This is a genomic window from Mesorhizobium sp. P2_B5, assembly GCF_056404775.1.
Window position 1 is genome coordinate 171,179 of the sequence record NZ_JBFUDJ010000005.1, and the last position, 25,718, is coordinate 196,896.

The window sequence follows — 25,718 nt, forward strand, 5'->3', positions numbered from 1 at the left end:
GATAGCCGACATTGTACCGATCGGTACAATTAGTCAACACAGCTGTGTCCTTTGCGACGGCCTCAGGTGGCTGGGACTTATCGAACCTCGGCTTTCAGCCTTTCAAAGGCATCCCGGACATATCCGGTCAGCGGCTGCCTGGCGTTTTGCTGCTGAAATGTTTCGACGGCCAGGCGAAACGCGGCGACTGCCACCAGGGAGACCAGTCGCAGACTGTTGCGTGCCTGGTCCGGCCGCAACTCGCATAACCCATCGAAGATGGCTTGCTCGAACTGCAGGTAGCCCGTGTGCCTGCGCGAGCGCAGCGTCTTGCTCTCCCGCATGACCTTGGCCGTCGCCATCATTTCTGCACCCTGGAAGCTGCCGACAAGATTGAGCAATGCGTCACGGGCGATGTCGATTGCCATTCCGGTTGGTGGCTCGGCAAGGACCGACGCTTTGACCACGCTTGCGTAGTGGCTCAACGACGCAAACAGAACCTCATCCTTGCTCTTGAAATAGTGGAAGAACGTCCGGCGCGAGATGCCGGCGGCTGCAGCTATCTCGTCAAGCGTGGTCGCGTCGTAGCCATTGGCCAGGAAAGCGTTAAGGCCGGCTTCGGCGATGCGGTGGGACGTTTCTCGCCGCTTCCGCTCGCGCAGGCCTTCTGATTTTGGCGCATCGTTCATGGAGCGCTCCTGCCATGACCGTTCCTCAAATGCGACAAGAAATTTGGTGCACATTCAAGCCCCGTCATCACACCTCGCCATAATGGTGCCATCAATTTATTGCACTGAGTGCAATTATTGACGCTCCCCACACACGCCCCTCCGGGCGCGCCCATGCGGAGGCATCCATGGCAGCTTGCTTGCGTTCCCGTCGCGAGGCTCATATCAGTCGTAGTTCGGGCGATCCGCGCGCATGCCGCGCGGACCACCGCATAATATGGCCGTTTGTGCTGACCTTGAGCCTGCTCGCAGTTGGCTGCGCGTCTGCGCCCCTGGATCAGGTAGGCTCACTGCAATCCTATGACGAGTTGAAACCGTCGGACGGTTTGTTAGCCCGCTGCGGGTTAGCAAGGACGACGTGCTTGCGGCAAAAACCGTTCGGATCATTCCGACGGGCTTTTCGCGGCCCGCCGCCGGAAAATCGACACTGTCCCAAGCGCAGCGCAGCCTTGTCACCAATGCTGTGGACAGGACGCTCTGCTCGGGCTTGAGCCAGCGCTTCCGGGTGGTCGATCTGACCGAGCCCGCTGACCTGACGGTCCACGCTATGGTGACGCACGTGACGCCGACGAACGCTTTGGCGGTCGGCGTTTCGAAAGTTGCCTCGACGGCGATTTCCGTCGCACTGCCTGATATGCGGGTTCCGGTTCCTCGTCTGCCGATCGGATTGGGCAGCCTGTCACTCGAAGCCGAAGCGATTGGTGACAACGGCAAACAGGCGGCGGCCATGATCTGGGGGCGCGGCGCGAACGCCTTGTTGGATTCCGGCCGGGTCGCCCGCGAGGGCGACGCCTACGACCTGGCGGCGAAGTTCGGCCACGATTTCAGCAAGCTCCTGGTCACCGGCAAGACGCCGCTGAACAAGCTGCCCTCGCTGCCGACCAGGGCGGAGTTGCGCGCCATGTTCGGCGGCGGGCCGAAATATCCGGCCTGCAAGGCATTCGGCAAATCGCCCGGACTGGTCGGCTTCCTCGGCGATCGGATGGGATTGCCGCCAGCCTGGACCGACAAGGGAGCCGCGGTGCGTGACGACTGAGGCGGTGACGCAAATGCAGAGGAAGTCCCCGATGCCGCTTTCCCCAACGGCTTTTCAACAAGGCAGAAGGATGCGCTTCCTTTGGCTGGTTGCTCCCGTTGTCCTGGCGCCGGCCCTGCTTGCGGAGAGTGGGTGGCCGCAAGGCAGCACCTCTCGCGAGATGCTAGAACTTGTAGGTACCGTGCTGGTCCTCATCTGTATCGGCGGCCGCTGTTGGGCATCGCTGTATGTTGGCGGACGCAAGAACTGTGAACTCGTCACAACCGGCCCCTATGCCTATACGCGCAACCCCCTCTATTTCTTCTCGGCCCTTGGACTGGCTGGCGTTGGGCTGACATTCGGGTCGCTGATCCTTTCGGCGTTTCTCTTTGCCTTCACCTGGCTGGTTTTTTCCTATGTCGCGGCGCGCGAGGTGGTCGCGCTGGATGCGATCTTTGGCGAGGCCTATCGGCGCTATCGTCGAAGCGTGCCGGCCTTCTTTCCCCGTCTGCGGCGCGATTACGACGGCGTCTTGGATCCGTCTTCCGTCACGTTCGACTCAGTGGCGCTGAAGCGGACCGCTATCGACAGCTCTTACTTCCTTGTGGCGATACTGGCGGTCGAATTGCTCGGCTGGCTCCAGTCGGCAAGGCTGGTGACGCCGATCTTCCGATTGTTTTGATTAGAGCATGATCCCAAAAAGTGGGAACCGGTTTTCGGAAAAGATCATGCTCCAACAAGGAGTTAGATCAGGGTGACGATTCAACGAAACGTCATCCTGATCTAGCGGCCCGCCAGCCCCTTCAGCCGGTAGAGCGCCTCCAGCGCCTCGCGCGGCGTCATCTCGTCGGGGTTGATCTCGCCGATTGCAGCGCCCAGAGCATCGCTCTTCGCCGGCTTGGGCGCTTCCCGCCTCGCCGCCACCGAAAACAGCGGCAGATCGTCTACAAGCCGGTTGGCCTTGCCCGAAACCTCGCCTTCTTCCAACTGGTGCAGCACCTCTTTGGCGCGACCGACCACCGCTTCCGGCAGTCCGGCCAAGCGGGCCACTTGCACGCCGTAGGAACGGTCGGCGGCACCCTTGCCGACCTCGTGCAGGAAGACCACGTCGCCTTCCCATTCCTTGACCCGCATGGTGACATTGGAGAGGCGTGGCAGTTTGCCGGACAGCGCCGTCATCTCATGGAAATGGGTGGCAAAGATCGCCCGGCAGCGGTTCTTCTCGTGCAGGTACTCGACCGCCGCCCAGGCAATCGACAGACCATCGAAAGTGGCGGTGCCGCGGCCGATCTCATCCAGGATCACCAGCGCCCGTTCGCCGGCCTGATTGAGGATCGCCGCCGTCTCGACCATCTCGACCATGAAAGTCGAGCGGCCGCGCGCCAGATCGTCCGAGGCGCCGACGCGTGAGAACAGCCGGTCGACAACGCCGATATGGGCTGACGTTGCCGGCACGAAGGAGCCGGTCTGGGCGAGGATTGCGATCAGCGCGTTTTGCCTGAGGAAGGTCGACTTGCCGCCCATGTTCGGGCCGGTCAAGAGCCAGATGGCGCCGGCTTTGGCGCCGCCTTGCGGCGACAGATCGCAATCATTGGCGACGAACGGCCCTTCGCCTGAACGCCGCAGCGCCTGTTCTACCACCGGATGGCGTCCGCCCGAGATGTCGAAGGCAAGGCTGGAGTCGACCAGCGGCCGGCACCAGGCTTCGCTCTCCGACAACAGCGCCAGCGCCGCCGACACGTCGAGCACGGCGAGCGCATCGGCGCCGGCGCGGATCCTCTGCGCCTCGCCGACAGCCTCGGCCGTCAGCGTGTCGAAGGCGGCAAGCTCGATGCTCAGCGCCCGGTCGGCGGCATTGGCGATCTTGGTCTCGAGTTCGGCAAGCTCGGTCGTCGTGAAGCGCATGGCGTTGGCCATGGTCTGGCGATGGATGAAGCGCGCCTTGGCGCCGTCGCTGCCGGTCATGATCGAGTGGTGGTTGGCGGTCACCTCGATGTAATAGCCCAGCACATTGTTGTGCCGGATTTTAAGCGAGCGGATGCCGGTCTCCTCGATCAGCGAGCGCTCCAGCCCGGCTATGACCTTGCGTGATTCGTCGCGCAGCGCCCGCATTTCGTCGAGTTCGGCATGGTAGCCACCGCGCACGAAGCCGCCGTCACGCCTGAGCAACGGCAGCTCGTCACCGAGCGCCTGGGTCAAATGCTGGGCCAGCGATCCAGGCAACGCTTGAATAGCAGCAAGGGCTTCCGCCAATTCATGTGGCAAGGTGGTGGTGGCGAAGACTTCGGCTATCGCGCCCGCCGCCTCGAAACCGGCGCGCAGCGCGCCGAGGTCGCGCGGGCCGCCACGGTTGAGCGCCAGCCGCGACAGCGCGCGCGGCATATCGGCGACGCCCTTCAGGCTTGACCGTACCGCCTGGCAAACCTGAGTCTCCGCACGGAAGAACGACACCGAATCGAGCCTGGCCGCAATCGCCGCCGGATCGGTCAGCGGCGCCATCAGCCGGTCGGCCAGCAGTCTGGCGCCGCCGCCGGTCACCGTGCGGTCGATCGCCTTGAACAGCGAGCCGTCGCGGCTGCCAGACAGCGTGCGCAACAGTTCCAGATTGCCGCGCGTCGCCGGATCGATGAACAGCGTCGAGCCCTGCTCCTCGCGTTCAGGGCGCGACAAAGGCGGCCGCTCGGCCTTTTGCGTCTTTTCGACATAGGCAATGGCGCCGGAGATCGCCGACAATTCGGCGCGCGAGAAGGCGCCGAAACTGTCCGGCGTCGCCACCTCGAAGAAACGCGCGATGCGCCCCGCGGCGGAAGCCGAATCGAACAGCGAAGGCGGCTGCGGACTGGCGACGCGGCCGATGACGTCGAACACCGCTTTCAGCTCGGGATCGTAAAACACCGGCTCGGCGACAATCAGCTCGCGCGGATCGACGCGAAAGACATCGGCCAGCAGGCGGTCGGCCGTGGTCTCGGCAACGCGAAAAACGCCGGTCGAGATATCGATCCAGGCCAGCGCAAAGGCGTGTTCGCTGCTGCCGCCCTTCACTCGTCCCAGCGCCATCAGGAAGCTTGATTCCGATGGCGCCAGCAGTTTGTCCTCGGTGATGGTGCCGGGCGTGACCAGCCGCACCACGTCGCGGCGCACCACCGATTTGCCGCCGCGCTTTCTCGCTTCCGCCGGGTCCTCGATCTGCTCGCAGACGGCAACGCGAAAACCTTGCCCGATCAGCTTCTGCAGATAGTCGTCGGCCGCATGCACCGGCACGCCGCACATAGGAATGTCATGGCCCTGGTGCTTGCCGCGCTTGGTCAAAACGATGCCCAGCGCCCGGCTCGCCTTCTCGGCATCGTCGAAGAACAGCTCGTAGAAATCGCCCATGCGGTAGAACAGCAGCGAATCCGGGTTCGCCGCCTTTATCTCGATATACTGTTCCATCATCGGCGTGACGCTGCCGGAGGCGGGCGCCGACGGTGTCACCTCGGGGGCGTCGGTTTCTGCGGAAGTGTGCATGTTCATGCCGGCACGCTAGCAGATGTGGATGCGGGGTTTAATGCCGGCGGCTCGAAAAGCAGGGGACGACCGGGCCTCTCTCGCCATTGACAGGCAGCGCCGCCGGCATTGCAAGACGCTGGTGGTCGGCATAATCATCCATCGGGGTTGGTGAGGCGGATTATGGACGGGGTTGGCCGGAAATCGTTTGAGGAAACGTTCGGGGCGACCGGCTCGCCGACCGATCGCATGAGGCAGCATGCCGGCCGGGCGCTTGACCGCCTCAAGCGTTCGGCACGCAAGCGCTTGCCTTTTCTGCTTCCGCGAAGCGGCCCTCTGTCCGATCTCGATGGCGACATGCAGGTGGCCATTCATCTGGTCAGCCACGATCCACTGATCATCTACACACCGATCGGCGGACAGCGGCCGCTCGCAACCATCGCCGCCATCGGCCGGCGGCTGGCCTCGCGGCGGGCCGCGTTCCTCATGATGCCGAGTTGGACACTCGAACGACCGCATATCGTTGAACAAATAGGCGGAGATCTCGCTTGGTATCGCCAGCGCTTCCCGCTGCATGAGCTGATTTTTCTGTGCAACACCGAGGAGGAACGCCGACGTGTCATCGCGGTCGGAGGCACGGCGATCTTTTCCAATCACAATCTGATGGTCTCGGAGGACATTTTCCGACCTTTGCCTGAGGTTCCGGTCGAATTCGACGCCGTCTACAATGCCCGCATCTCGTACACCAAGCGTCATTATCTCGCCTTCGACGTCGAGAGATTGCTCCATATCACTGTATCGATCGGCGAATTGCCCGCCTCCGGCGATCGCGCCTTCATTCGACGCCTGCAGGCTCAGTCGCCTCTGCATCATATTGCCAACCCGATCGTCGATGGCCTGACCGACCGGCTGACGCCGCAGCAGGTCAATCGCGCCTACAACCAGGCCGCGGTTGGGCTGTGCCTGTCGGCGGCGGAAGGGGCGATGTGTTCCAGCATGGAGTATATGATGGCCGGACTGCCGGTGGTGAGCACGCCAAGCCTTGGCGGCCGCGATGTCTATTTCGACCCAGACTCTTGCATCATCGCCGAGCCTGAGCCGGCGGCGATCCGGCGCGCGGTCGAAGAATTGCGTGACCGCGGCATTCCCCGCGAAGAGATCCGTGCACGCACAATGGCGAAGGTGTGGCCTCAGCGGCGGGAACTCATGGCTTTCCTGTCGGCGTTGCGCGAACGCATGGGAAGCACGGAGCCGCCGCTTTCCGAATGGCCCTTCCCCGGGACCAGAACGCTGCGTCGGTGGGCGACGGTGCGCCAGCATGCCCGAGAGATCGCAGCGCTGTAGAAACGCGGCATCGGCATCGAGCGATCTGGTGCGCGTTGAAGCAGCTTCGCCGCGCTTGGCGGTTTACAGGGGTGGCGTGTAGCCTTAATCCGGAAGTTCAAAAACACGCACCCGTCTCAAGGGTCCGGCACCGGCGAGGAAATCAAAAGCATCATGGCCAAGAAAACCGAAAACAGCGGCCCGTCCGTCAGCGCCCAGGAGGCGCTGGAATTCCACGCCATGGGCCGCCCCGGCAAGCTGGAGGTCGTCGCCACCAAGCCGATGGCCACGCAGCGCGATTTGAGCCTCGCCTATTCGCCTGGCGTCGCGGTTCCGGTCCTGGCCATCGCCGAGGACCCCAGCCGCGCCTTCGATTACACGACGCGCGGCAACATGGTCGCCGTCATCTCCAACGGCACCGCCATTCTCGGCCTCGGCAATCTCGGCGCATTGGCCTCCAAGCCGGTCATGGAGGGYAAGGCGGTGCTGTTCAAGCGCTTCGCCGATGTCGATTCCATCGATCTCGAGGTCGACACCGAGGATGCCGACGAATTCATCAATTGCGTGCGTTTCCTCGGACCGTCCTTCGGCGGCATCAACCTCGAGGACATCAAGGCGCCGGAATGCTTCATCATCGAGCAGCGGCTGCGCGAACTGATGGACATCCCGGTCTTCCACGACGACCAGCACGGCACCGCCATCATCTCCGCCGCCGGACTGATCAACGCGCTGGAGATCACCGGCCGCGACATGAAGACCACGAAAATGGTCTGCAATGGCGCGGGTGCCGCCGGCATCGCCTGCATCGAGCTGATGAAGGCGATGGGCTTTGCGCCGGAAAACATCATTCTGTGCGACACCAAAGGCGTGGTCTTCCAGGGCCGCACCGAGGGCATGAACCAGTGGAAGTCGGCGCATGCGGTGAAGACCGAGGCGCGCAGCCTGGCCGAAGCGCTTGATGGCGCCGATGTTTTCCTCGGCCTGTCGGCCAAGGGCGCATTGACCACCAAGATGGTGCAGTCGATGGCCAAGAACCCGATCATCTTCGCCATGGCCAATCCCGACCCGGAAATCACGCCGGAGGAAGTGGCCGAGATCCGCACCGACGCCATCATGGCCACCGGGCGTTCTGATTATCCAAACCAGGTCAACAATGTGCTGGGTTTCCCTTACATCTTCCGCGGTGCGCTGGATGTCAGGGCCACCACCATCAATGACGACATGAAGATCGCCGCCGCCCGCGCACTGGCCGAGTTGGCGCGCAAGGACGTGCCCGACGATGTCGCCGCCGCCTATCAGGGCAACCGGCCGAAATTCGGCCCCAACTACATCATCCCGGTGCCGTTCGATCCGCGCCTGATCTCGGCCATTCCGCTCGCCGTGGCCAAGGCGGCGATGGAGTCAGGCGTCGCCCGCAAGCCGATCCTCGACCTCGACCGCTATGCGCAGGAGCTTTCGGCCCGCCGCGACCCGATCGCCTCCACCTTGCAGCGCATCTACGATCGCGTCCGGCGCCAACCCAAGCGCATCGTCTTTGCCGAGGGCGAGGAGGAACAGGTGATGCGAGCCGCCGTCTCCTATGTGAATCAGAAGCTCGGCACGGCAATCCTGCTCGGCCGCGACGATGTCATCAAGGAGAATGCCAGGCACGCCGGCATCGACTTGAACAAGCAAGGCATCGAGATCATCAATGCCCGGCTGTCGCGCCGCAACGGCATCTACACCGACTTTCTCTATGAGCGCATGCAGCGCAAAGGCTTCCTGTTTCGCGACTGCCAGCGCCTGATCAACAACGATCGTAACCACTTTGCCGCCTGCATGGTGGCGCTGGGCGATGCCGACGGCATCGTCACCGGGGTGACCCGCAATTATTCGACCGCGCTCGATGACATCCGCCGCATCATCGACGCCAAGCCGGGCCATCGCGTCATCGGCGTGTCGATCGTGCTGGCGCGGGGCAAGACCGTGCTCGTCGCCGACACCGCCGTGCACGACATGCCCAATGCCGAGCAGATCGCCGACATCGCCGAGGAAGCGGCAGGCTTTGCCCGCCGCATGGGTTACGAACCGCGGCTCGCCATGCTGGCCTATTCGACCTTCGGCCACCCGCAGGGCGAGCGCTCCGAGCGGGTGCAGGAAGCGGTGCGCATCCTCGACAAGCGCCGCGTCGATTTCGAATATGATGGCGAGATGGCCGCCGACGTCGCGCTCAACGCCCGCGCCATGGCGCAATATCCGTTCATCCGGCTGACCGGCCCGGCCAACGTGCTGATCATGCCGGCGTTCCACTCGGCCTCGATCTCGACCAAGATGCTGCAGGAGCTCGGCGGCTCCACCGTCATCGGCCCGCTACTGGTCGGCTTGAACAAACCGGTGCAGATCGTCTCGCTGAACGCCAAGGACAGTGACATTGTCAACATGGCGGCGATTGCCGCGTATACGGCGGGGACTTGACGAGCGGTCCGCGCCGCGGCGGTCTTTTTCTTGCTTGGGCAGAGTCGCTGGCGTTGGCAGCGGCTCGTATCGCCGAACGCTTGCACCGATGGCCTATTCGCGCCGCCCCATAAGAGATTGATAATATTCAGCTGATATAGAACCCCTCTCGCCGACTTGCCGCCACGGCATCTACGGCGCGCTCAGACCGCTAACGGGGGTGCGGCCATGAAGCATGACGGGGTTTCTGCATCCGCGGTTGGCCAGGGGGTCTACCACGACGAGCGGCTGGACGCGCTGCTCAGCATCACCGGCCGCATGGACGGTTATCTCTACCGTTGCCGCAACGATCCGTCCTACACCATGCTCTATATCAGCGACGGCATTTTCACCGTCAGCGGTTATCGGCCGAGCGATTTCATCCACAACGCGGTGCGCGACTACGTCTCGGCCATCCATCCGGATGATCTTGCCGCCGTCTATGCCGCCGTCGACACCGCGCTCGAGGCGCGCTGCAACTGGAACGTCGACTACCGCATCGTGCCGCAGGTCGGCGAGCCGCTCTGGGTCCGCGAGATCGGCGGCGGCGTCTGGGACGAGGCCGGCGAACTGGAATTCCTGGAAGGCTTCGTCGTCGACATTAGCGACCGGAAGGTCGTCGAGGATCTCAACGCCGAACTGCTTTTGGAGCTGAAGGCCGCCAATGAGGAGCTCTCCGCGCAAAAGCGCGAGATCGAGCTCGCCAAACAGCAGAGCGACCATTCGGCCAACCACGACGCGTTGACCGACCTGCCCAACCGCCGCGCCTTCCACAACGAGTTGAAATCGGTGATCGATCGTTGCTCCGGCTCCGGCGACGCGGCGGGCCTTCTGTTCATCGACCTCGACCGCTTCAAGGAGGTCAACGACACGCTCGGCCACGAGGCCGGCGATGCGTTGCTGCAGCGCGTGGCGGACAAGCTTCGCGCCACCCTGCGCAGCGCTGATTTCGTTGCGCGCCTTGGCGGCGACGAGTTCGCCTTCCTGTTTTCGGGGAACGCGGAGCAGGCCAGGGAGAAGGCCGTGCGCGTGGCGGAGCGCGTGCTTGAGCGGCTGCGCATCAAGGTTCCCGCTCCGGGTGGCGACATCCATGTCGGCTGCACTGTCGGCGTTGCGATCTATCCGACGGAGGCTGCCGATCCGGACACGCTGGTCGCGCTCGCCGACCGGCTCATGTACATCGGCAAGAAAAACGGTCGCGACCGGCTGGTCACCACCGACGCGCTGGAACCCGGGCCTACGTCCGACGACCTTCGCCGCACCGCCTGAGCGCAGCGCCGGACAGCCCGATCCGGCGGCACCCCTCATCCGGCTGGGCGCTGCGCCGATCCACCTTCTCCCGCAAAGGGAGAAGGAAAGACGCCCCTAAAGCAGCCCGGCCAGTTGGGCCGCGCTGCGCAAGTTCTGCCGCGGCCGCGGCCCGAGCTGCTGGATCACCAGCCCGGCAGCGAGCGAGCCGAGATCGCCGCAATCCTTCAGGCTGCGCCCGGCCGTATAGCCATAAAGGAAGCCGGCGGCATAGAGGTCGCCGGCGCCCGTGGTGTCGACCAGTTCGCGGATGGTCGTCGCCTGGATGGTGACGGTCTCCTCGCCGCGCACGATCACCGAGCCTTTTTCGGAGCGGGTGACGGCGGCAATCTTGCAGTCCTTGCGGATGGCCGCCAGCGCCTCGTCGAAGGATTTGGTCTGGTAGAGCGATTTGATCTCGTGGCTGTTGGCAAAGACGATGTCGACGGTGCCCGAGCGCATCAGCTCGAGGAACTCGTCCCGGTAGCGGTCGACGCAGAACGAATCCGACAACGTCATAGACACTTCGCGTCCGGCCTCGTGTGCGAGCCTCGCCGTCTGCCGGATCGCCTCCTTGGCGCGCGGCGGATCCCACAGATAGCCCTCGAAATAGGTCACCTTGGCGCCGGATGCCTTGTCGGCCTCGACGTCTTCCGGCCCGAGTTCGACGCAGGCGCCGAGATAGGTGTTCATCGAACGCTCGCCGTCGGGGGTGACGAAGATCATCGAGCGCGCCGTCGGCGGCTGGCCTTCGAGCGGCTTGGTGTCGAAGGCAACGCCCTGGGCATGGATGTCATGGGCATAGATTTCGCCGAGCGGATCGTTCGACACCTTGCCGAAGAAGGCGGCGCGGCCGCCGAAACTGGCGACGCCCGCCGCCGTGTTGCCGGCGCTGCCGCCGGAGGCCTCGATCGCCGGGCCCATGCGGCTGTAGAGCAGCTCGGCGCGCCTGGTGTCGATGAGGTTCATCGCACCCTTGATGATGCCGTTGGTTTCGAGAAAAGCGTCGTCGCACTGGGCGATGATGTCGACAATGGCATTGCCGATGCAAAGCACGTCATAATCCGGCATCAATGTCTCCGCCTTGGAATCTGCCGGCTTTCTGCCACGCCGGCCGGGCGCGGGTCTAGACCATGATCCCGAAAAGTGGAACCCGGTTTTCGGACAAGATCATGGTCAAACAAAAATAGAGCCCCGTCCCGATGTAATCGGGACGGATCAGGCTCTCGATTTGGAAGGGTTTTGCCTAGCCGTCAAATCGAACTGGACCATGCGCACTGCCGTGATGTGCGGCTACAGTTGTGTCGTCATCGAAGCATTTCCTCCCCTCAGCGGATTAGAGGGACTTCGATCACAGCTGCTGAAGGCGCTCACAGACATGCAAGCAAAGACCGACATGACCACCGAACTGGCGCTGCTTGGCGCGCTGGCCGCTCTGTGGGGCGCGTCCTATACGTTCATCAAGATCGGTGTCGAGACGATCCCGCCGATCACCTTCATCGCTGCCAGAACCTTGATCGCCGGCGGCATCCTGCTCGCGCTAATCCGCTGGCGCGGCCTCGCCATGCCGAAGGACGGTGCGACCTGGTGGCGTTTCATGGTCCAGGCCTGCCTCAACAGCGTCGTGCCGTTCACGCTGATCGCCGCCGCCGAGCGCTCCATTGATGCCGGCCTTGCCACCATTCTCAACGCGACGTCGCCGATCTTCACCTTCTTGCTGACCGCGCTCATCACCCGCCACGAGCAGGTCACCGCACGCAAGCTGTTCGGTGTCGGAGCGGGCATAGCCGGCATTTGCCTGATCGTCGGCACCCAGGCGCTTGGCGGGCTCGGCCATCAGTTGTGGGCTCAGCTTGCGGTTGTCGCGGCGACCGTCTGCTATGCCGGTGCCGCCATTTTCGGCCGCGGCTTCAGGGGACTCGACCCGATGCTGCCGGCCGCCGGTTCGATGCTGTGCGGCGCGATCATCCTCGTACCCTTGAGCCTGGTGGTCGATCACCCCTGGACGCTGTCGCCGTCAATGGCGTCGATCCTGGCCTTGCTGGCCTTGTCGGTGTTCTCGACGGCGCTGGCCTTCTGCATCTTCTTCCGCCTCATCCACACGCTGGGCTCGGTCGGCACCACGTCGCAAGCCTATCTGCGCGTGCCGATCGGCGTCGGTATCGGTGTCGTGTTCCTCGGCGAAAGCCTGGAGCCGACGGCGTTCTGGGGCATGGGTTGCGTCGTCGCCGGCGTTGCGGCGATGACCATCCCGGCCCGTTCGCCGGCGCTGGCGCGCTAGTTTCTGGTCGGAATTGCGTCCGCTTCAGCAGACTTGCGACTGACCGGGTCTCCGCCTATGTCGGAGATATCAGTTTGTTCCCGGGGGTGGAAATGCCGTGATCTCCAACGCTGCCCGCGCCGCCTTCAGCCGCCTGTTCTCTCCCGAATTCCGCGCGGTTTTCCTGAAGACGCTTGGACTGACCGTGCTGGCGCTCGTGGCCGTGTGGTTTGCTCTCACCGGGCTTGTCGATTGGCTGGCCCTGCCGTGGGTTCACTCGCTGTTGCCCGGCCTGCCGTCCTGGGCCGGATGGCTGAGCGGCATCATCGCGGCCATCGCGCTTGCCTTCGGGATGGCGTTGCTGATCGCGCCGGTGACGGCAATCGTAGCCGGCCTGTTTCTCGACGACATCGCCGAAGTGGTCGAGCGCACCGACTTTCCTGGCGACCCGGCAGGCAGGGCCATGCCGGCGCTGCGCTCGCTGGTGCTGTCGGTGAAGTTCCTCGGCGTCGTCATCCTGGGCAACATCGTCGCCCTGCTGCTTCTGCTGGTGCCGGGCATCAACATCGCTGCCTTCTTCATCGTCAACGGCTACCTGCTAGGCCGCGAATTCTTCGAATTCGCCGCCATGCGCTTTCGCCCGGAAGACGAGGCGAGGGCGTTGCGCAGGAAATATGCCGGCACGGTGTTTCTGGCCGGACTGCTCATCGCTGCCTTCCTCGCCGTGCCGCTGCTCAACCTTTTGACGCCGCTCTTCGCCGCCGCCATGATGGTACACCTGCACAAGGCGATCGGCGTGCGGGAGAGCGCCAGGCGATAGCCCTTTCAACGCAGAAGAAAACCGCGCCCCAATTCGTCATCCGGCTCGACAGTGAACTCGGCTCGCCCCGAATAATGGGCGCGGCCGCCGACACGGGCGATGATGGCGTCATGCGGACCGGCCTTGGTCGTGCGCGCCACCGCGCCGGAGAAGCGCGAGCCGGCGATGCTTTCGAAGGTCCGCTCCCGGCCAATCTCAATCGCGCCCTTGGCATGCATTGACGCCAGCCTTGCGGTGACGCCGGAGCCGGTCGGCGAACGGTCGACCTCGGCATCGGCAAAGACGCAGACATTTTTCGTCGCCTCGCCGGAAAACGCATCGCCCCCATCGGTCAGGATGGTGCCGTAAAGGAAAGCGAGATCGGGATGATCGGGATGCGATAGAGGGAACTCCGCCTTCAGCCGCTCCGTCAGCGCGGTCGCCGCATCGACGAAATCGCGCACCCGGCTGCGGCCGAATTCCAGCCCGAACTGATGGCAATCGGCCAGCGCATAGAAGGCGCCGCCATAGGCGATGTCGAAGATAATCTTGCCGTATCCTGCCAAGTCGATTTTCTGGTCGCGGGCAAACAGGAAGGCCGGCACGCTCTCAAACGACACGGCGCCGGCCTTGCCGTCCCTGACTTCCACCGAAGCCAGGACCAGGCCGCATGGCGCCTCGATGTTGACGGTCGTGATTGGCTCCTGTTTCGCCACCAGGCCTTGGTCGACAGCATAGCGGCCGAGCGCGATGATGGCGTGGCCGCACATTGTCGAATAGCCCTCATTGTGCATGAACAGCACGGCGAGGTCGGCGCCGGGCAAATAGGGTTCCACCAGCAGCGCGCCATACATGTCGTAATGGCCGCGCGGCTCGAAGATCAGCAGTTTGCGCAAATGGTCGAGATGGTCGCGCACATAGGCGCGCTTCTCCAGGATCGTGCCCTTGGGGATGTCGGGATAGCCGCTGGTGATGATCCTGAGCGGCTCGCCGCCGGTGTGCATGTCGACGACGGTGAGCGTCATGCGCCAGGCCCTTCTTAGCCTGAGGACTCGGCAAACAGCGCCTGCAGCTTGCTGAACGGCATGGCGGCGCGGGTGAAGCCGAACGTGCCGTCCTGCTGGATCTCGCGCGCCGCTGTTTCCAGCATGCCGAAGGCGAAATTGGTCAGCCACGGCCCAAGCGAGATGCGCTTGACCCCGGCCATGGCGAGGTCGGCGATGGTGAAACCAGGCAGTGCCATGACATTGACCGGCCGGCTCACCGCCGAGCAGACTTTCCGGATCGTTTCGACATCACTGAGGCCAGGCGCATAGAGCACATCGGCGCCGGCCTTCTCGAAGGCCTGCAACCGCTTGATCGTGTCGTCGAGGTCCGGCTTGTCCCACAGGAAATTCTCGGCCCGGGCGGTGAAGACGAAATCGTGCCTGAGTGCGCGCGCCGCCTCCGCTGCCGCGGAGACGCGCTCGACGGCGTGCGAAAACTCATAGATCGGCTTGTCCGGATCGCCCGTATGGTCCTCGATCGAGCAGCCGGCGAGGCCGGCGGCCTCAGCGGCGAAAATGGTCTCGGCGGCACTGGTTGCGCTGTCGCCCTTGCCTTTCTCGAGATCGGCCGAGACAGGCAAGCTGGTTGCCGCCGTCAGCTCGCGGCAATGGTGGATCATCGCCTCGAATGTCACCGCGCCGTCGGGCAGGCCACGCGAAAAGGCAAAGCCAGCGCTGGTCGTCGCCAGCGCCTTGAAGCCGAAGGACGCCAGAAGCTTGGTCGTGCCGACGTCCCAGGGATTGGGCATCACGAAGGTCGAGGCGTGCAGGTCGCGAAAGATCTTGCCCTTGTCCATGGTGCTTCCCTTCAGATGCGGAGATGTCAGCTAGATTCTATCGTGCCGATTTGCGCCGGGCAAACGAATGCGGTTGGCTCAGAAGCGTCTGGCGTTCTCTCCTGCCAATTTGTCCAGCGCGTCGGAATCCTTAACGTAGTGCGACGTCTTCTTGTCCCAGTGATAGGTGACGGAAATCGCGTGAGATTCAGGCTCGGGCGGCTGCCCATCACAGCTTTCTTCGCTGGGCGTCGTGGTGTCGCTCACCGTCACCTTGATCGCGGCATAAGGCTGCCCGTCAGCGATGGTTTGGAACGCTACATCTTGCGTGCGTCTGTAGGCACAGAGGTTTTCGTCGAACGTATAGATCATGTCGATCAGTTCGAACTCGTCGTCCTGCACCATGATCAGCGGCGTGATCACATAGCCCTGGCTCGAATTGAAATGCGTGCTCATGGTGGTGAGGACGTCATCGTTTGCATCGACGGAAAGCTTGCCCGGATCGCGAAAGTAGGTGCTGCGGTCGACGGCGACATTGACCGCGTCGAGCAGTTTCGGCTTTCCGGTGACGTCGTAGAGCGCGAGCACGGCATAGCCTTCGGCGCTGTCGGGAGAGTCGCCGAGGTCATAGAGCATCACCAGCCGGTCCTTGCCGCCGGCTTTGACCGCAAGCACGCCGGCGTTGGAGAGGCCTGACGTCTCGGGTGGCGAGCCGCCGCTATCCGGGCCCTCGATGTGGCGCATGTCGATCGGCAATCCGCCCCGGTAAAAGCCGTTACTGTCCGCCGCGAGGTCGGGGATGACCATCCTGGCGAGATCAAGATAGGTCACATCCGTATGGCCGGGGACGGCGCTGCGGAACTCCGGGAAGCTTACGGCCTGCGCGCCCGCTGCCGTCCACAGCCATGGCAGCAACACTAGGGCGAGGATGAAGCGAAGCAGGTTGGTTGGCATGGGCGCCTCAGGGTGTCGGGCGCGCAAACCGTAGCACAGCCTCCCAAAGCGTCCAGCCTGGCAAGCTGCCCGCATCAGTGGATCGGCACCAGCCCCGCCAGTGCGCGCATGTCATCGAACAGGAAGCCGCCGGCGTCGGCCAGGCCATCGCGGTCGGAATAGGGATCGCCATGATAGGAATAGACGCGCATGCCGGCGGCAACGCCGGCCTGTGTCCCGGCGACGCTGTCCTCGATGACGATGCAGTCGGCCGGCGCAAAACCCATGGTCTTGGCCGCATGCAGGAACAGGTCCGGGAACGGCTTGCCGCGGCTGACCATGGTCGAAGAAAACATCGCATGCTCGAACAGCGGCAGCAGTCCGGTCTGGCCGAGCGTGATGTGCATCTTCGAGATGCGTGCCGACGTGGCGACGCAGTAGGCGATGCCGGCCGTGCGCACCACTTCGATGAAGTCGCTGATATAAGGGATCGCCTCGACGCCGTGGGAGAACAGATCCGGCAGACCGGCGTTCCAGCGATCGACGAAATCGGCGCCAAGCCTGACTTCGGTCGTCTCTTCGATTTCCTTCTGGACCGAAGCCATGCTGCGGCCGGAAAAATATTTGCGGCAATATTCGAATGTGGTGGTGAAGCCGGCCTCGCTCAGCCACTCGGCAAGCCGCCGGTTCGCAAGGTTCTCGGTGTCGACGAGTATCCCGTCGCAGTCGAAGATGACCAGTTTTGGTATGCTCATTCAGGCGGTGCCGGTCGATCCGAATCCGCCCGCGCCGCGCGCTGTGCCGCCGGCCAGGCTGCGCTCCTCGACCGTCGCCTGTGTCACCGTGGCAAACACGATCTGGGCAATGCGCATGCCGCGCGTCACAGCGAAATCCTCGTCGCCAAGGTTGACCAACAGCACCTTGACCTCGCCGCGATAATCGCTGTCGACCGTGCCCGGTGAATTGAGGACGGTCAGCCCGTGCTTGAAGGCAAGGCCGGAACGCGGCCGCACCTGGCCTTCCATCCCCTCGGGTATCTCCAGGATCAGCCCGGTTGGCACCAAGGCGCGCTTGCCCGGCAGGATCAGCAGCGGCCGGTCATCCGGGACCGCGGCGCGCAAATCCATGCCGGCGGCACCGGTGCTTTCATAGGCAGGGAGGGGAAGTCCTTCACCATGCGGCAACCGAACGAAGCCGACAGTGGGACCAATGACGGAGGAGGTGTGGAGGGCTGCGCGCATAAAATCGATCCTATCGGCGCGAACCGCGATTCGGTCAACTCGCCCGCCACGCTATCAACGGCTTTCTTTGCGGCGTCACGATGACCTAGCGCAGTTCCACGGGCACGACCGTCGTCTCCTTGATCTCTTCCATCACGAAGGAGGCGGAGACGTCTGAAAGCGCCACCTTGGCGATCAGCCGCTGGTAGAGCCGGTCATAGGCCTTCACATCGGCGACGCGGGCGCGCAGCACATAGTCGAGATCGCCGGACATACGGTAGACCCCGGTGATTTCGGGAAAGCCGGTCACCGCCGCCCGGAATTTCTGCAGCCAGTCCGGATCGTGGTTGGAGGTGCGGATCAGGATGAACACCGAAAGCCCGAGCCCGAGCTTGTCGGCATCGACCAGCGCCACCCGGCCGGTGATGACGCCGTCCTCCTCCAGCCGCTTGACGCGGCGCCAGCAGGCATTGCGCGACAGCGACACTTTTTCGGAGAGCTGGTCGACCGACAGCGTGCCGTCGCGTTGCAGCTCAGCCAGCAATCTTCGGTCTATTTCATCGAATTCAAGCGCCATGTTGGGATGAATGTCCCGAACTACAGCGTTAGGCAAGGACAAATTGAGACCGATGAACCTTTCTCCTGTGGCAAGATACCCAGCATCGGGGCTTATCCCGGCTGGAGGGATCACCATGACGACGCTGTTTTCGAAGCTTTTCACCTCGCACCCGGCCAAGGTCGGCGAAACCTATTTCAGCCACATGGCTTTTGCCGCCTGGTTCTCCTCGCGCCTCCTGATGGCTGCCGGAGCCGCGCTTGTTCACGCTTTCTTGCCATTTCTCTTCGAGACTACGGCAAGCCGAATCGTTCGCGAACTCTATGAGCGGACGCACAACAGAGGCTCACACGCGGTCAAAGAGCCCCAGGCTCTCTTGGATCGCGCCTAAGGAACGGTCAAAGCGATGTGCCGTTGGGCGGCCTATCTTGGTGAAGCAGTCTTCCTCGAAGACATCGTCACCGCGCCCTGTCACTCGCTGATCGCGCAGAGCCATTGCGCCCAGGAAGCCAAGTCGCCGACCAACGGCGATGGTTTCGGTCTCGCCTGGTATGGCGATCGGCCCGAACCCGGCCTCTACCGCGACATCCTGCCGGCCTGGTCGGACCCCAATCTGAAAAGCCTGTGCCGGCAGATCAAATCCGGCCTGTTTCTCGCCCATGTCAGGGCATCGACCGGCGGCGCCACCAGCCGCATGAACTGCCATCCCTTCATCTCCGGCAACTGGTCGTTCATGCACAACGGCCAGATCGGCGGCTTCGAGAAAATCCGCCGCGCACTGGAGAATTCGCTCTCCGATGCCGTCTTCGACCAGCGCGAAGGCACCACCGATTCCGAACTGTTTTTCCTGCTGATGATCGACGAGGATCTCACCAGTGACCCGCAAGGTGCCGTGTCGCGCGCCACCGCCCGCGTCATCGAGGCTTCACGCCGCGCGGGTCTGGAGCTGGCCTTGAAGCTCACCGCCGCCTTTTCCGATGGGCATGCGCTTTATGCCGTGCGCTACGCCAGCGACGCCCACGCACCGACGCTCTACACTTCGGTTCGCAATGGCGGCCGTTGCATCGTGTCCGAACCCTTCGACCGCGAAGGCGGCGACTGGCAGGCCATTCCGCCGGCGAGTTTCGTGACCATTACAGATGATGGCATGGCGATTCGGCCGTTTGTTCCGGCGTCGGCAAGGTTAGCGCTGGTCGTCTAAGCCAATCTAGGCCGCATTCCTTCGCGCCCCCCTCGACCGAACCGGCTAGCGCAATTCCGATCAAGCGCTACCTATCCTCGAATGCTGAACTTGGCTTCAAGCCGTCATAGCGGGACAGCAGCCGGAGCATTCGTCATGGACCTCGTCTTCTCCTCGACCACCGACCTTGCCGCCGCAATCGCTGCGCGAAAAATATCCGCCGTCGAAGCGCTTGACGCGCATTTGGCGCAGATCGACCGGCACAACGAAGCTGTCAACGCGGTCATAAATCTCGACCGTGAAGGGGCTCGTGAGCGCGCAAAAGAGGCCGACGCGGCATTGGCGCGCGGCGACGCGCTCGGTCCGTTGCATGGTGTGCCCTTCACCTTGAAGGACATGCACGAAACGGCTGATATGAAGACCACCGTCGGCTTTCCGCCATTCGCCGACTATGTGGCAAAAGCGGACAGCCCGGTCGTTGCCCGATTGAAGGCTGCCGGCGGCATTCTAACGGCCAAGACCAATGTCGCGACTATGTTGGGCGACTGGCAGTCGGACAATCCGCTGTTCGGTCGCACCAGCAATCCGTGGAACCTCGACCGCACCGCCGGTGGCTCGAGCGGTGGTGCCGCGGCAGCGGTGGCGACCGGGATGACGCCGTTCGATGTCGGCACCGACATGCAGGATTCGATCCGCCTGCCTGCCGCTTTCTGCGGCGTCTATGGTCTGAAGCCGACCGAGCACCGTGTGTCGCTGGCCGGCGCCTTTCCCGATCCGGGCGGTGTCGCGCGTAGCGTGCGACTTATGTCCTGCCTCGGCCCGCTGGCCCGCTCGGTGGACGATCTGGCGCTGATCTACAAAGTCATCGCCGGCCCCGATGGAGCCGACACCGACCTCGCGCCGGTGCCGGTCGAGGCCATGCTGGAGGTCAATCTCAAGTCGCTCCGCATCGCCGTCGCGCCATCCTTTGCCGGCTTTCCGGTGGCCGGCGAGATCAGTGTTTCCGTCGACATTCTGGCTAGGCAGCTTGAGGCGGCAGGTTCGACTGTCGAGCAGGCAAAACTGCCGAAGCTCGACCTGCATGACGATCTCGAGCAAGGCGGCGCGCTGATCGGCATGATGCTGGAGGGCGCGCAACCCGAACCGCCTGAACAGCCGACTCCGGTCGCGCGCTGGTTCGAGGCGCTCGCCCGCCGTGACAGGTCCATCCTCGCCTGGGACAGGTTCTTCGAAAATTGCGATGCCTTGCTGTGCCCGGTCGCCATGACCACGGCCTTTCCGCATTGCGAACCGGGCACATCGATCAAGGTCGACGGCAAGGAGCAAAGCTACTGGATGCTGCCGGCCTATGGCGCGGTCTTCAATTACTCAGGCCATCCGGCCCTTTCGCTGCCTTGCGGGCAGGACCGCGACGGCCTGCCCATTGGCCTGCAGCTGGTCGGCGCGCGCTGGTCGGAAGCGCGGCTGCTCGGTATCGCCAGAGCAATCGAACCGCTCACCGGTGGCTTTCGCCGGCCGCCGGGCTATTGAGCGAAACGCTCCAGCCCGTAGGGCGCCAGCAGCGGGTCGCGCTCGCCATCGAGGATTTCGCGTGTGGCGAAAAGTCCAACCGCCGGCGCCAGCGTGATGCCCGAATGCATGACCGCGACGTAGAGGCCATCCATGCCCTCGGCGCGGCTGACGATCGGAAAGCCATCGGTCGGCGTCGGCCGGTAGCCGACCGTGTGGAAATCAAGCTCCAGCCCGTTAGCGCCGCGCAAGGCTGCCTTCGCTGCCGCAAACAGTTCGCTCGCCGTGGCGTCAGGGTTGTCGCCAGGATCGCCGCCCGCGAAATCCGAGCCGGCGATGATGCGACCCTCGGCGGTCTGGCGCATATGCAGCTTTTCGGCATGCACCAGCCCGTTGAGCAGCTTTTTGTATGGCCGCGAGTGCACAATCAGACCAGGCGGCGTCTCGATCGGCAGTTTGATGCCGGCGGTGGCAGCAATGGCCGGGGCGCCGGTGCCGGCCGCGATTACCACCTCGTCGGCGGCAATCCGCTGGCCGGAAATCTCTACGCCGAAGACCCTGCCGTCGAAATGCATCAGAGCAGTAACGGCTCCCGTTGTGATTTTCGCGCCGTGCCGTTCCGCATCGGCCAGCAGCGCCTTGGCCGCCGCAACCGGTTCGGCCACGCCTTCCTCAGCGACATAGACAGCGAATTCGGGAGGCTCGACGAGGTTGGGCTCGATTTGCGCCGCCCGCTTAGCGTCAACGCGTTCGATGCCGTAGCTCCATGAAGCGTGTTCGGCCGCATACGCTTCGAGCCGATCGACCGGCAAGTCCCAACACAGTCCGCCGCACCAGGCGAGCGGTAGTCCCGGCAGATCGTTTGCCAGCCGCTTCCACTCGGCCATCGCGCGGCTGCGCAGCCGGAAATAGATTTCGGGATTGCCCCAGCTCGCGTTGATCCAGGCAAAGGAATTGGGCGTGGCGACACCGCCGGCGCCGCTCTCGGAAACGACGGTGACCCGTGCGCCCGCCTTTGTCAGATGCCAGGCGATCGAAGCGCCGATAATGCCCGCGCCGATGACGACGATTTGCTTCGCCACGCTATCCTCCGTCCTGTTGCCGATGAGTTCTCCCACCTGCCATTTTGTGGTGGCTTTTGCCAATGCAAACTTGCGTGCTTGACATAAATACGTACGTACGTATTATTTCCCCATGGCTAGACAATCACTCCGCGAAAAACTCCTCGATGCAGGCTTCCAGACCATCTGGAATTCCGGCTATGCCGCAGCCGGCGTGCGTGACATCGTTGCAGCCGCCGATGCCCGCCCGGGCTCCTTCACCAACCATTTTGCCTCCAAGGAGCACTTCGCCGGCGAGGTGCTGGAGTGGTATTTCGCCTATGTCAGCGGGCTGGTCGAAGCGGCCTTGGCGCGGGATGGCACGCCTCCCACAGGCAGGCTGCGACGCTACCTCGATGTCATCACTTCGAAGCTTGAGGCACATGACTGGGCGCGCGGCTGCATGATCGGCAATCTCAGCCTGGAGACGGCTGTTCACAGCGAGCCGCTCAGGCTGCGGCTGGTCGCTATCTTCGAGCGCTGGCGCCAGCCCTTCGCTGCCTGCATCGCCGAAGGCCAGGCCGCCGGCGACATCACCAAAGCGTTCGACCCCGACGATCTCGCCGATTTCCTGCTGTCGTCCTGGCAGGGCGCCATGCTGCGCATGAAGGTCGAGCGCAGCCCCGCACCGCTCGACCGGTTCAAGAAAATCATCTTCAGCACGGTATTTGCGAAGGAGCAGGCCAGATGAACACAAAGACCGACGAACAACCGACCGGCGCCACCGCATCGAAGCGGTCGGAGCTCGCCGTGCTCGATTCGACCATGTCCTATGTCGAGGCCGGCGCATTCGGCCCGACCGTGCTGTTCCTGCACGGCAACCCGACCTCGTCCCATATCTGGCGCAACATTATCCCGCATATCGCGCCTTTTGGCCGTTGCATCGCGCCCGACCTGATCGGCTACGGTCAGTCCGGCAAGCCCGATATCGACTATCGCTTCTTCGATCACGTCCGCTATCTCGACGCCTTCCTCGAGGCGCTCGACATCAGGGATGTGGTGGTTGTCGCGCAGGACTGGGGCACGGCACTGGCCTTCCATCTCGCGGCACGGCGGCCGCAGCGCATTCTCGGCCTCGCCTTCATGGAGTTCATCCGGCCTTTCGAGCGCTGGGAGGATTTTCACCAGCGCCCGCAGGCCCGCGAGCTGTTCAAGGCGCTGCGCACGCCCGGTGTCGGCGAAAAACTGGTCCTGGACGACAATGTCTTCGTCGAAAAGGTGCTGCCGGCCTCGGTGTTGCGCACAATGAGCGACGAGGAGATGGCTGCCTACCGGGCGCCGTTCCCGACGCCGCAATCGCGCAAACCCGTGCTGCGTTTACCCAGGGAATTGCCGATCGAGGGCCAGCCCGCCGACGTTGCCGCCATCAGCGATCACGACCATCGCGCGTTGCGGCTGTCCACTTACCCGAAACTCCTGTTTGCTGGCGATCCCGGCGCGCTGATTGCGCCGCAGGCTGCACGCGAATTCGCGGCCAGGCTGAAAAACTGCCGGTTCATCAATCTCGGGCCTGGCGCGCACTATTTGCAGGAAGATCACGCCGATGCGATTGGCCACGCCATTGCCGGCTGGCTTCCGGAGGTCGTTGCAGCAAGCCGCATGAGCGAGTTGGCCTGAAGCAATGCGGCGGCGTCCGCGCCGCCGCACCGGTCGACAGCCCGACACTGCGCTGCTAGAAGCCCGGCCTGTCACACGGAAATCCCAGAGAATGCCTGAAGCAATACAAGAGGAAGTGGCGCGCCGCCGCACTTTCGCGATCATCGCCCACCCCGACGCCGGCAAGACGACGCTCACCGAAAAGCTTCTGCTGTTCGGCGGCGCCATTCAGCTTGCCGGCGAGGTCAAGGCCAAGAAGGATCGCATCCAGACCCGGTCCGACTGGATGAAGATCGAGCGCGAGCGCGGCATTTCGGTCGTCACCTCGGTGATGACTTTCGAGTATGAAGACAATGTCTTCAACCTGCTCGACACGCCCGGCCACGAGGATTTCGCCGACGACACCTATCGCACGCTCTCGGCGGTGGACTCGGCGGTCATGGTCATCGACGCCGCCAAGGGCATCGAGCCGCGCACGCTGAAACTGTTCGAGGTCTGCCGGCTGCGTGACATCCCGATTATCACCTTCATCAACAAGATGGACCGCGAAAGCCGCGACCCGTTTGAGATTCTGGACGAGATCGAGCAGAAGCTGGCGCTGGACACGGCCCCCATTACCTGGCCGATCGGCCGCGGCAAGACGTTTGCCGGCACCTATCACCTGGCGCTGAACGCCGTGCGCAAGGGCGATGCGGAGAAAGAGCGCACGCCGGTCAACGGTCCCGATTCCAACCGCGTCGCCGGCCTTTTGCCGGAAAACGAGCGCGAAGCCTTCATCGAGGAACTGGAGCTGGCGCGGGAGGCTTGCCGACCTCTTGATATTGACGCGTTCCGCGAAGGCCATCTGACGCCGGTCTATTTCGGCTCGGCGCTGCGCAATTATGGCGTGCGCGACCTCATCGAGGCGCTCGGCGCCTTCGGGCCGCCGCCGCGCGCGCAGGAGGCCGACACCCGCAAGGTCGAGGCGACCGAGGAGAAGATGACCTCCTTCGTCTTTAAGATCCAGGCCAACATGGACCCCAACCACCGCGACCGCATCGCTTTCGTGCGTGTCTGCTCCGGCAAGCTCGAGCGCGGCATGAAGGCCAAGCTGGTGCGCACCGGCAAGCCGATGAGCCTGTCGGCGCCCCAATTCTTCTTCGCCCGCACCCGCGTCACCGCCGACGAAGCCTTTGCCGGCGACGTCGTCGGCATTCCCAACCACGGCACGCTGCGCATTGGCGACACGCTGACCGAGGGCGAGGAAATCCTGTTTCGCGGCGTGCCGAACTTCGCCCCGGAAATCCTGCGCCGCGTTCGCCTCGGCGATGCGATGAAGGCCAAGAAGCTCAAGGAAGCGCTGCACCAGATGGCCGAGGAAGGCGTCGTGCAGCTGTTTTCGCCGGAGGATGGCTCACCGGCCATCGTCGGCGTCGTCGGCGCCCTGCAGCTCGACGTTTTGAAGGAACGGCTGAATTTCGAATACACGCTGCCGGTCGAATTCGAGATGTCGCGCTTTTCCGTCTGCCGCTGGATTTCGGCCGACGACAAGGCCGAGACGCTTCGTTTCATCGAGGCGCATCGCGGCGACATCGCCCGCGACCTCGACAACGACCCGGTGTTCCTCGCCCAGCACGCCTTCTCGCTGAACTACGAAGCCGAACGCTGGAAGGCGATCCGCTTCGCGACGATCAAGGACTATCAAGTCCGCGACAAGGCGGCGTGAGCTCTTCCTTCTCCCCGTTCACGGGGAGAAGGTGCCCGAAGGGCGGATGAGGGGCGGCACCGACCTCAATGGCCGCCCGGCCCTTCGCACGGCTCAGGGCGTTCGAAGCTCGAAAAGCCAAGCAATTGGCTTTTCGTCCGCTACGCGGACCGCTTCTCACCCCTTCGCCGCCTCCTCGATTTTCGCAATGTCGATCTTGCCCATCTGCATCATTGCCGACATCACCCGCCCGGCCTTGGCCCGGTCCGGATCCAGAAGCAGGCGCGGCAGTTGCTCCGGCACGACCTGCCAGGAGACGCCGAACTTGTCCTTCAGCCAGCTGCATTGCGACGGTTCGCCACCACCTTCGATGAGCTTGTCCCAGAAATAGTCGACCTCTTCCTGCGTCTTGCAGTCGATCGACTGTGACATCGCCTCGTTGAACTTGAATTGCGGTCCGCCATTGAGCGCTTGGAACTGCACACCGTCGAGTTCGAACGTGGTCACCAGCGCTTTGCCCGCATCTGCGTGACCTTCGGGCCAACGCAGAACGCTCAGCACCTTCGAATTCTTGAAGATGGAGACGTAGAAATTCATAGCCTCTTCGGCCTGGCCGTCGAACCACAGGCAGGTGGTGATCTTTTGCATGTCGTGCTCCTCGGTATGTCTTTGTTGCGGTTACGGGTGAAACGGCTGACTCCAGAAATGGAGCCATTCCCCTTGCCGTTGATCCAAGGACGCGCGCCGGCCACGCGATCCGACACTGGTC

The 25,718-nt window shown here is 63.5% G+C and carries 24 protein-coding genes; 13 read left to right on the forward strand and 11 right to left on the reverse strand.

Features of this window, described 5'->3' with window-relative positions:
• Positions 1-77 precede the first annotated feature (77 nt).
• Positions 78-668: a TetR/AcrR family transcriptional regulator gene (locus tag AC1D1N_RS18745; RefSeq protein ID WP_112560712.1), complete on the reverse strand. Its 591-nt coding sequence runs from the start codon at positions 666-668 to the stop codon at positions 78-80.
• Between the two features lie 397 nt (positions 669-1,065).
• On the opposite strand from AC1D1N_RS18745, the gene AC1D1N_RS18750 reads away from it, so the two are divergent.
• Together AC1D1N_RS18750 and AC1D1N_RS18755 are read left to right on the forward strand one after the other, a co-directional pair.
• A complete protein-coding gene (locus tag AC1D1N_RS18750; RefSeq protein ID WP_477350295.1) occupies positions 1,066-1,743 on the forward strand; it encodes a DUF3313 domain-containing protein in 678 nt (225 codons plus the stop codon).
• Positions 1,733-2,404 carry a methyltransferase family protein gene (locus AC1D1N_RS18755; RefSeq protein WP_477350297.1) on the forward strand — a complete coding sequence of 224 codons (672 nt, stop codon included), beginning with the start codon at positions 1,733-1,735 and terminating at the stop codon, positions 2,402-2,404. The genes AC1D1N_RS18750 and AC1D1N_RS18755 overlap by 11 nt, the downstream gene beginning before the upstream one ends.
• A 101-nt stretch (positions 2,405-2,505) precedes the next feature.
• Here the strand turns inward: AC1D1N_RS18755 and mutS are convergent, their stop codons facing one another.
• The gene (gene mutS / locus AC1D1N_RS18760; protein WP_477350299.1) at positions 2,506-5,235 is read right to left on the reverse strand and encodes a DNA mismatch repair protein MutS; all 2,730 of its coding nucleotides are present in this window, start codon (positions 5,233-5,235) and stop codon (positions 2,506-2,508) included.
• Between the two features lie 222 nt (positions 5,236-5,457).
• Between mutS and AC1D1N_RS18765 the strand changes: the two genes are divergently transcribed.
• The 3 genes from AC1D1N_RS18765 (at position 5,458) to AC1D1N_RS18775 (ending at position 10,272) form a co-directional block, all read left to right on the forward strand.
• Positions 5,458-6,552, forward strand: coding sequence for a glycosyltransferase (locus AC1D1N_RS18765; RefSeq protein WP_477350300.1), 1,095 nt, complete (start codon positions 5,458-5,460; stop codon positions 6,550-6,552).
• A 153-nt stretch (positions 6,553-6,705) separates the two neighbouring features.
• The gene (locus tag AC1D1N_RS18770; RefSeq protein ID WP_477350302.1) at positions 6,706-8,985 is read left to right on the forward strand and encodes an NADP-dependent malic enzyme; all 2,280 of its coding nucleotides are present in this window, start codon (positions 6,706-6,708) and stop codon (positions 8,983-8,985) included.
• Positions 8,986-9,192: 207 nt separating this feature from the next.
• Entirely contained in the window at positions 9,193-10,272 is a 1,080-nt protein-coding gene (locus tag AC1D1N_RS18775) for a diguanylate cyclase domain-containing protein (RefSeq protein ID WP_477350304.1), read from the forward strand.
• A gap of 96 nt (positions 10,273-10,368) precedes the next feature.
• Here the strand turns inward: AC1D1N_RS18775 and AC1D1N_RS18780 are convergent, their stop codons facing one another.
• On the reverse strand, positions 10,369-11,361 hold the full coding sequence (locus AC1D1N_RS18780) for an adenosine kinase (protein ID WP_112560614.1): 993 nt from the start codon (positions 11,359-11,361) through the stop codon (positions 10,369-10,371).
• A gap of 307 nt (positions 11,362-11,668) precedes the next feature.
• On the opposite strand from AC1D1N_RS18780, the gene AC1D1N_RS18785 reads away from it, so the two are divergent.
• Both AC1D1N_RS18785 and AC1D1N_RS18790 read left to right on the forward strand, forming a co-directional pair.
• On the forward strand, positions 11,669-12,571 hold the full coding sequence (locus AC1D1N_RS18785; RefSeq protein WP_477350306.1) for a DMT family transporter: 903 nt from the start codon (positions 11,669-11,671) through the stop codon (positions 12,569-12,571).
• Positions 12,572-12,668: 97 nt separating this feature from the next.
• Positions 12,669-13,370, forward strand: a complete 702-nt coding sequence (locus tag AC1D1N_RS18790; protein WP_436257866.1) for a sulfate transporter family protein — start codon at positions 12,669-12,671, stop codon at positions 13,368-13,370.
• Positions 13,371-13,375: 5 nt separating this feature from the next.
• Here AC1D1N_RS18790 and AC1D1N_RS18795 read toward each other — a convergent pair whose 3' ends face one another.
• The 6 genes from AC1D1N_RS18795 to AC1D1N_RS18820 form a co-directional block, all read right to left on the reverse strand.
• The gene (locus AC1D1N_RS18795; RefSeq protein WP_436257867.1) at positions 13,376-14,374 is read right to left on the reverse strand and encodes a proline racemase family protein; all 999 of its coding nucleotides are present in this window, start codon (positions 14,372-14,374) and stop codon (positions 13,376-13,378) included.
• 14 nt (positions 14,375-14,388) lie between these two features.
• On the reverse strand, positions 14,389-15,192 hold the full coding sequence (locus tag AC1D1N_RS18800) for an isocitrate lyase/PEP mutase family protein (protein ID WP_436257868.1): 804 nt from the start codon (positions 15,190-15,192) through the stop codon (positions 14,389-14,391).
• A gap of 78 nt (positions 15,193-15,270) precedes the next feature.
• Positions 15,271-16,125, reverse strand: coding sequence for a hypothetical protein (locus tag AC1D1N_RS18805; RefSeq protein ID WP_477350309.1), 855 nt, complete (start codon positions 16,123-16,125; stop codon positions 15,271-15,273).
• A 74-nt stretch (positions 16,126-16,199) separates the two neighbouring features.
• Entirely contained in the window at positions 16,200-16,859 is a 660-nt protein-coding gene (locus AC1D1N_RS18810) for an HAD family hydrolase (protein ID WP_477350311.1), read from the reverse strand.
• A complete protein-coding gene (dut, locus tag AC1D1N_RS18815; protein ID WP_112560621.1) occupies positions 16,860-17,345 on the reverse strand; it encodes a dUTP diphosphatase in 486 nt (161 codons plus the stop codon).
• Between the two features lie 85 nt (positions 17,346-17,430).
• Positions 17,431-17,901 (reverse strand): Lrp/AsnC family transcriptional regulator, encoded by a 471-nt coding sequence (locus AC1D1N_RS18820; protein ID WP_181056435.1) that lies wholly within the window; start codon positions 17,899-17,901, stop codon positions 17,431-17,433.
• Positions 17,902-18,016: 115 nt separating this feature from the next.
• On the opposite strand from AC1D1N_RS18820, the gene AC1D1N_RS18825 reads away from it, so the two are divergent.
• The 3 genes from AC1D1N_RS18825 (at position 18,017) to AC1D1N_RS18835 (ending at position 20,590) form a co-directional block, all read left to right on the forward strand.
• Positions 18,017-18,271 (forward strand): DUF6356 family protein, encoded by a 255-nt coding sequence (locus AC1D1N_RS18825; RefSeq protein ID WP_112560713.1) that lies wholly within the window; start codon positions 18,017-18,019, stop codon positions 18,269-18,271.
• Positions 18,272-18,286: 15 nt separating this feature from the next.
• Positions 18,287-19,081 carry a class II glutamine amidotransferase gene (locus AC1D1N_RS18830; protein ID WP_477350313.1) on the forward strand — a complete coding sequence of 265 codons (795 nt, stop codon included), beginning with the start codon at positions 18,287-18,289 and terminating at the stop codon, positions 19,079-19,081.
• A gap of 135 nt (positions 19,082-19,216) precedes the next feature.
• Positions 19,217-20,590 carry an amidase gene (locus tag AC1D1N_RS18835; protein WP_477350315.1) on the forward strand — a complete coding sequence of 458 codons (1,374 nt, stop codon included), beginning with the start codon at positions 19,217-19,219 and terminating at the stop codon, positions 20,588-20,590.
• On the opposite strand, the gene AC1D1N_RS18840 is transcribed toward AC1D1N_RS18835, so the two are convergent.
• Entirely contained in the window at positions 20,584-21,651 is a 1,068-nt protein-coding gene (locus tag AC1D1N_RS18840) for an NAD(P)/FAD-dependent oxidoreductase (protein WP_477350317.1), read from the reverse strand. The genes AC1D1N_RS18835 and AC1D1N_RS18840 overlap by 7 nt on opposite strands.
• A gap of 112 nt (positions 21,652-21,763) precedes the next feature.
• Here AC1D1N_RS18840 and AC1D1N_RS18845 point away from each other — a divergent pair, with 112 nt between their 5' ends.
• From AC1D1N_RS18845 to AC1D1N_RS18855, 3 genes are all read left to right on the forward strand, one after another.
• A complete protein-coding gene (locus tag AC1D1N_RS18845; RefSeq protein WP_477350319.1) occupies positions 21,764-22,360 on the forward strand; it encodes a TetR/AcrR family transcriptional regulator in 597 nt (198 codons plus the stop codon).
• The gene (locus tag AC1D1N_RS18850) at positions 22,357-23,286 is read left to right on the forward strand and encodes a haloalkane dehalogenase (RefSeq protein WP_477350321.1); all 930 of its coding nucleotides are present in this window, start codon (positions 22,357-22,359) and stop codon (positions 23,284-23,286) included. The genes AC1D1N_RS18845 and AC1D1N_RS18850 overlap by 4 nt, the downstream gene beginning before the upstream one ends.
• A gap of 91 nt (positions 23,287-23,377) precedes the next feature.
• A complete protein-coding gene (locus AC1D1N_RS18855; RefSeq protein ID WP_352582142.1) occupies positions 23,378-24,970 on the forward strand; it encodes a peptide chain release factor 3 in 1,593 nt (530 codons plus the stop codon).
• Between the two features lie 156 nt (positions 24,971-25,126).
• On the opposite strand, the gene AC1D1N_RS18860 is transcribed toward AC1D1N_RS18855, so the two are convergent.
• Positions 25,127-25,597 (reverse strand): VOC family protein, encoded by a 471-nt coding sequence (locus AC1D1N_RS18860; protein ID WP_436257877.1) that lies wholly within the window; start codon positions 25,595-25,597, stop codon positions 25,127-25,129.
• Between the last annotated feature and the right edge of the window lie 121 nt (positions 25,598-25,718).

Bases quoted from the DNA above. Each gene is read 5' to 3' on its own strand.
- AC1D1N_RS18745 (WP_112560712.1), bottom strand. From the start codon at position 668: ATGAACGATGCGCCAAAATCAGAAGGCCTGCGCGAGCGGAAGCGGCGA.
- mutS (WP_477350299.1), bottom strand. From the start codon at position 5,235: ATGAACATGCACACTTCCGCAGAAACCGACGCCCCCGAGGTGACACCG.
- AC1D1N_RS18765 (WP_477350300.1), top strand. From the start codon at position 5,458: ATGAGGCAGCATGCCGGCCGGGCGCTTGACCGCCTCAAGCGTTCGGCA.
- AC1D1N_RS18775 (WP_477350304.1), top strand. From the start codon at position 9,193: ATGAAGCATGACGGGGTTTCTGCATCCGCGGTTGGCCAGGGGGTCTAC.
- AC1D1N_RS18780 (WP_112560614.1), bottom strand. From the start codon at position 11,361: ATGCCGGATTATGACGTGCTTTGCATCGGCAATGCCATTGTCGACATC.
- AC1D1N_RS18785 (WP_477350306.1), top strand. From the start codon at position 11,669: ATGCAAGCAAAGACCGACATGACCACCGAACTGGCGCTGCTTGGCGCG.
- AC1D1N_RS18795 (WP_436257867.1), bottom strand. From the start codon at position 14,374: ATGACGCTCACCGTCGTCGACATGCACACCGGCGGCGAGCCGCTCAGG.
- AC1D1N_RS18800 (WP_436257868.1), bottom strand. From the start codon at position 15,192: ATGGACAAGGGCAAGATCTTTCGCGACCTGCACGCCTCGACCTTCGTG.
- AC1D1N_RS18805 (WP_477350309.1), bottom strand. From the start codon at position 16,125: ATGCCAACCAACCTGCTTCGCTTCATCCTCGCCCTAGTGTTGCTGCCA.
- AC1D1N_RS18810 (WP_477350311.1), bottom strand. From the start codon at position 16,859: ATGAGCATACCAAAACTGGTCATCTTCGACTGCGACGGGATACTCGTC.
- dut (WP_112560621.1), bottom strand. From the start codon at position 17,345: ATGCGCGCAGCCCTCCACACCTCCTCCGTCATTGGTCCCACTGTCGGC.
- AC1D1N_RS18820 (WP_181056435.1), bottom strand. From the start codon at position 17,901: ATGGCGCTTGAATTCGATGAAATAGACCGAAGATTGCTGGCTGAGCTG.
- AC1D1N_RS18825 (WP_112560713.1), top strand. From the start codon at position 18,017: ATGACGACGCTGTTTTCGAAGCTTTTCACCTCGCACCCGGCCAAGGTC.
- AC1D1N_RS18830 (WP_477350313.1), top strand. From the start codon at position 18,287: ATGTGCCGTTGGGCGGCCTATCTTGGTGAAGCAGTCTTCCTCGAAGAC.
- AC1D1N_RS18835 (WP_477350315.1), top strand. From the start codon at position 19,217: ATGGACCTCGTCTTCTCCTCGACCACCGACCTTGCCGCCGCAATCGCT.
- AC1D1N_RS18845 (WP_477350319.1), top strand. From the start codon at position 21,764: ATGGCTAGACAATCACTCCGCGAAAAACTCCTCGATGCAGGCTTCCAG.
- AC1D1N_RS18850 (WP_477350321.1), top strand. From the start codon at position 22,357: ATGAACACAAAGACCGACGAACAACCGACCGGCGCCACCGCATCGAAG.
- AC1D1N_RS18855 (WP_352582142.1), top strand. From the start codon at position 23,378: ATGCCTGAAGCAATACAAGAGGAAGTGGCGCGCCGCCGCACTTTCGCG.
- AC1D1N_RS18860 (WP_436257877.1), bottom strand. From the start codon at position 25,597: ATGCAAAAGATCACCACCTGCCTGTGGTTCGACGGCCAGGCCGAAGAG.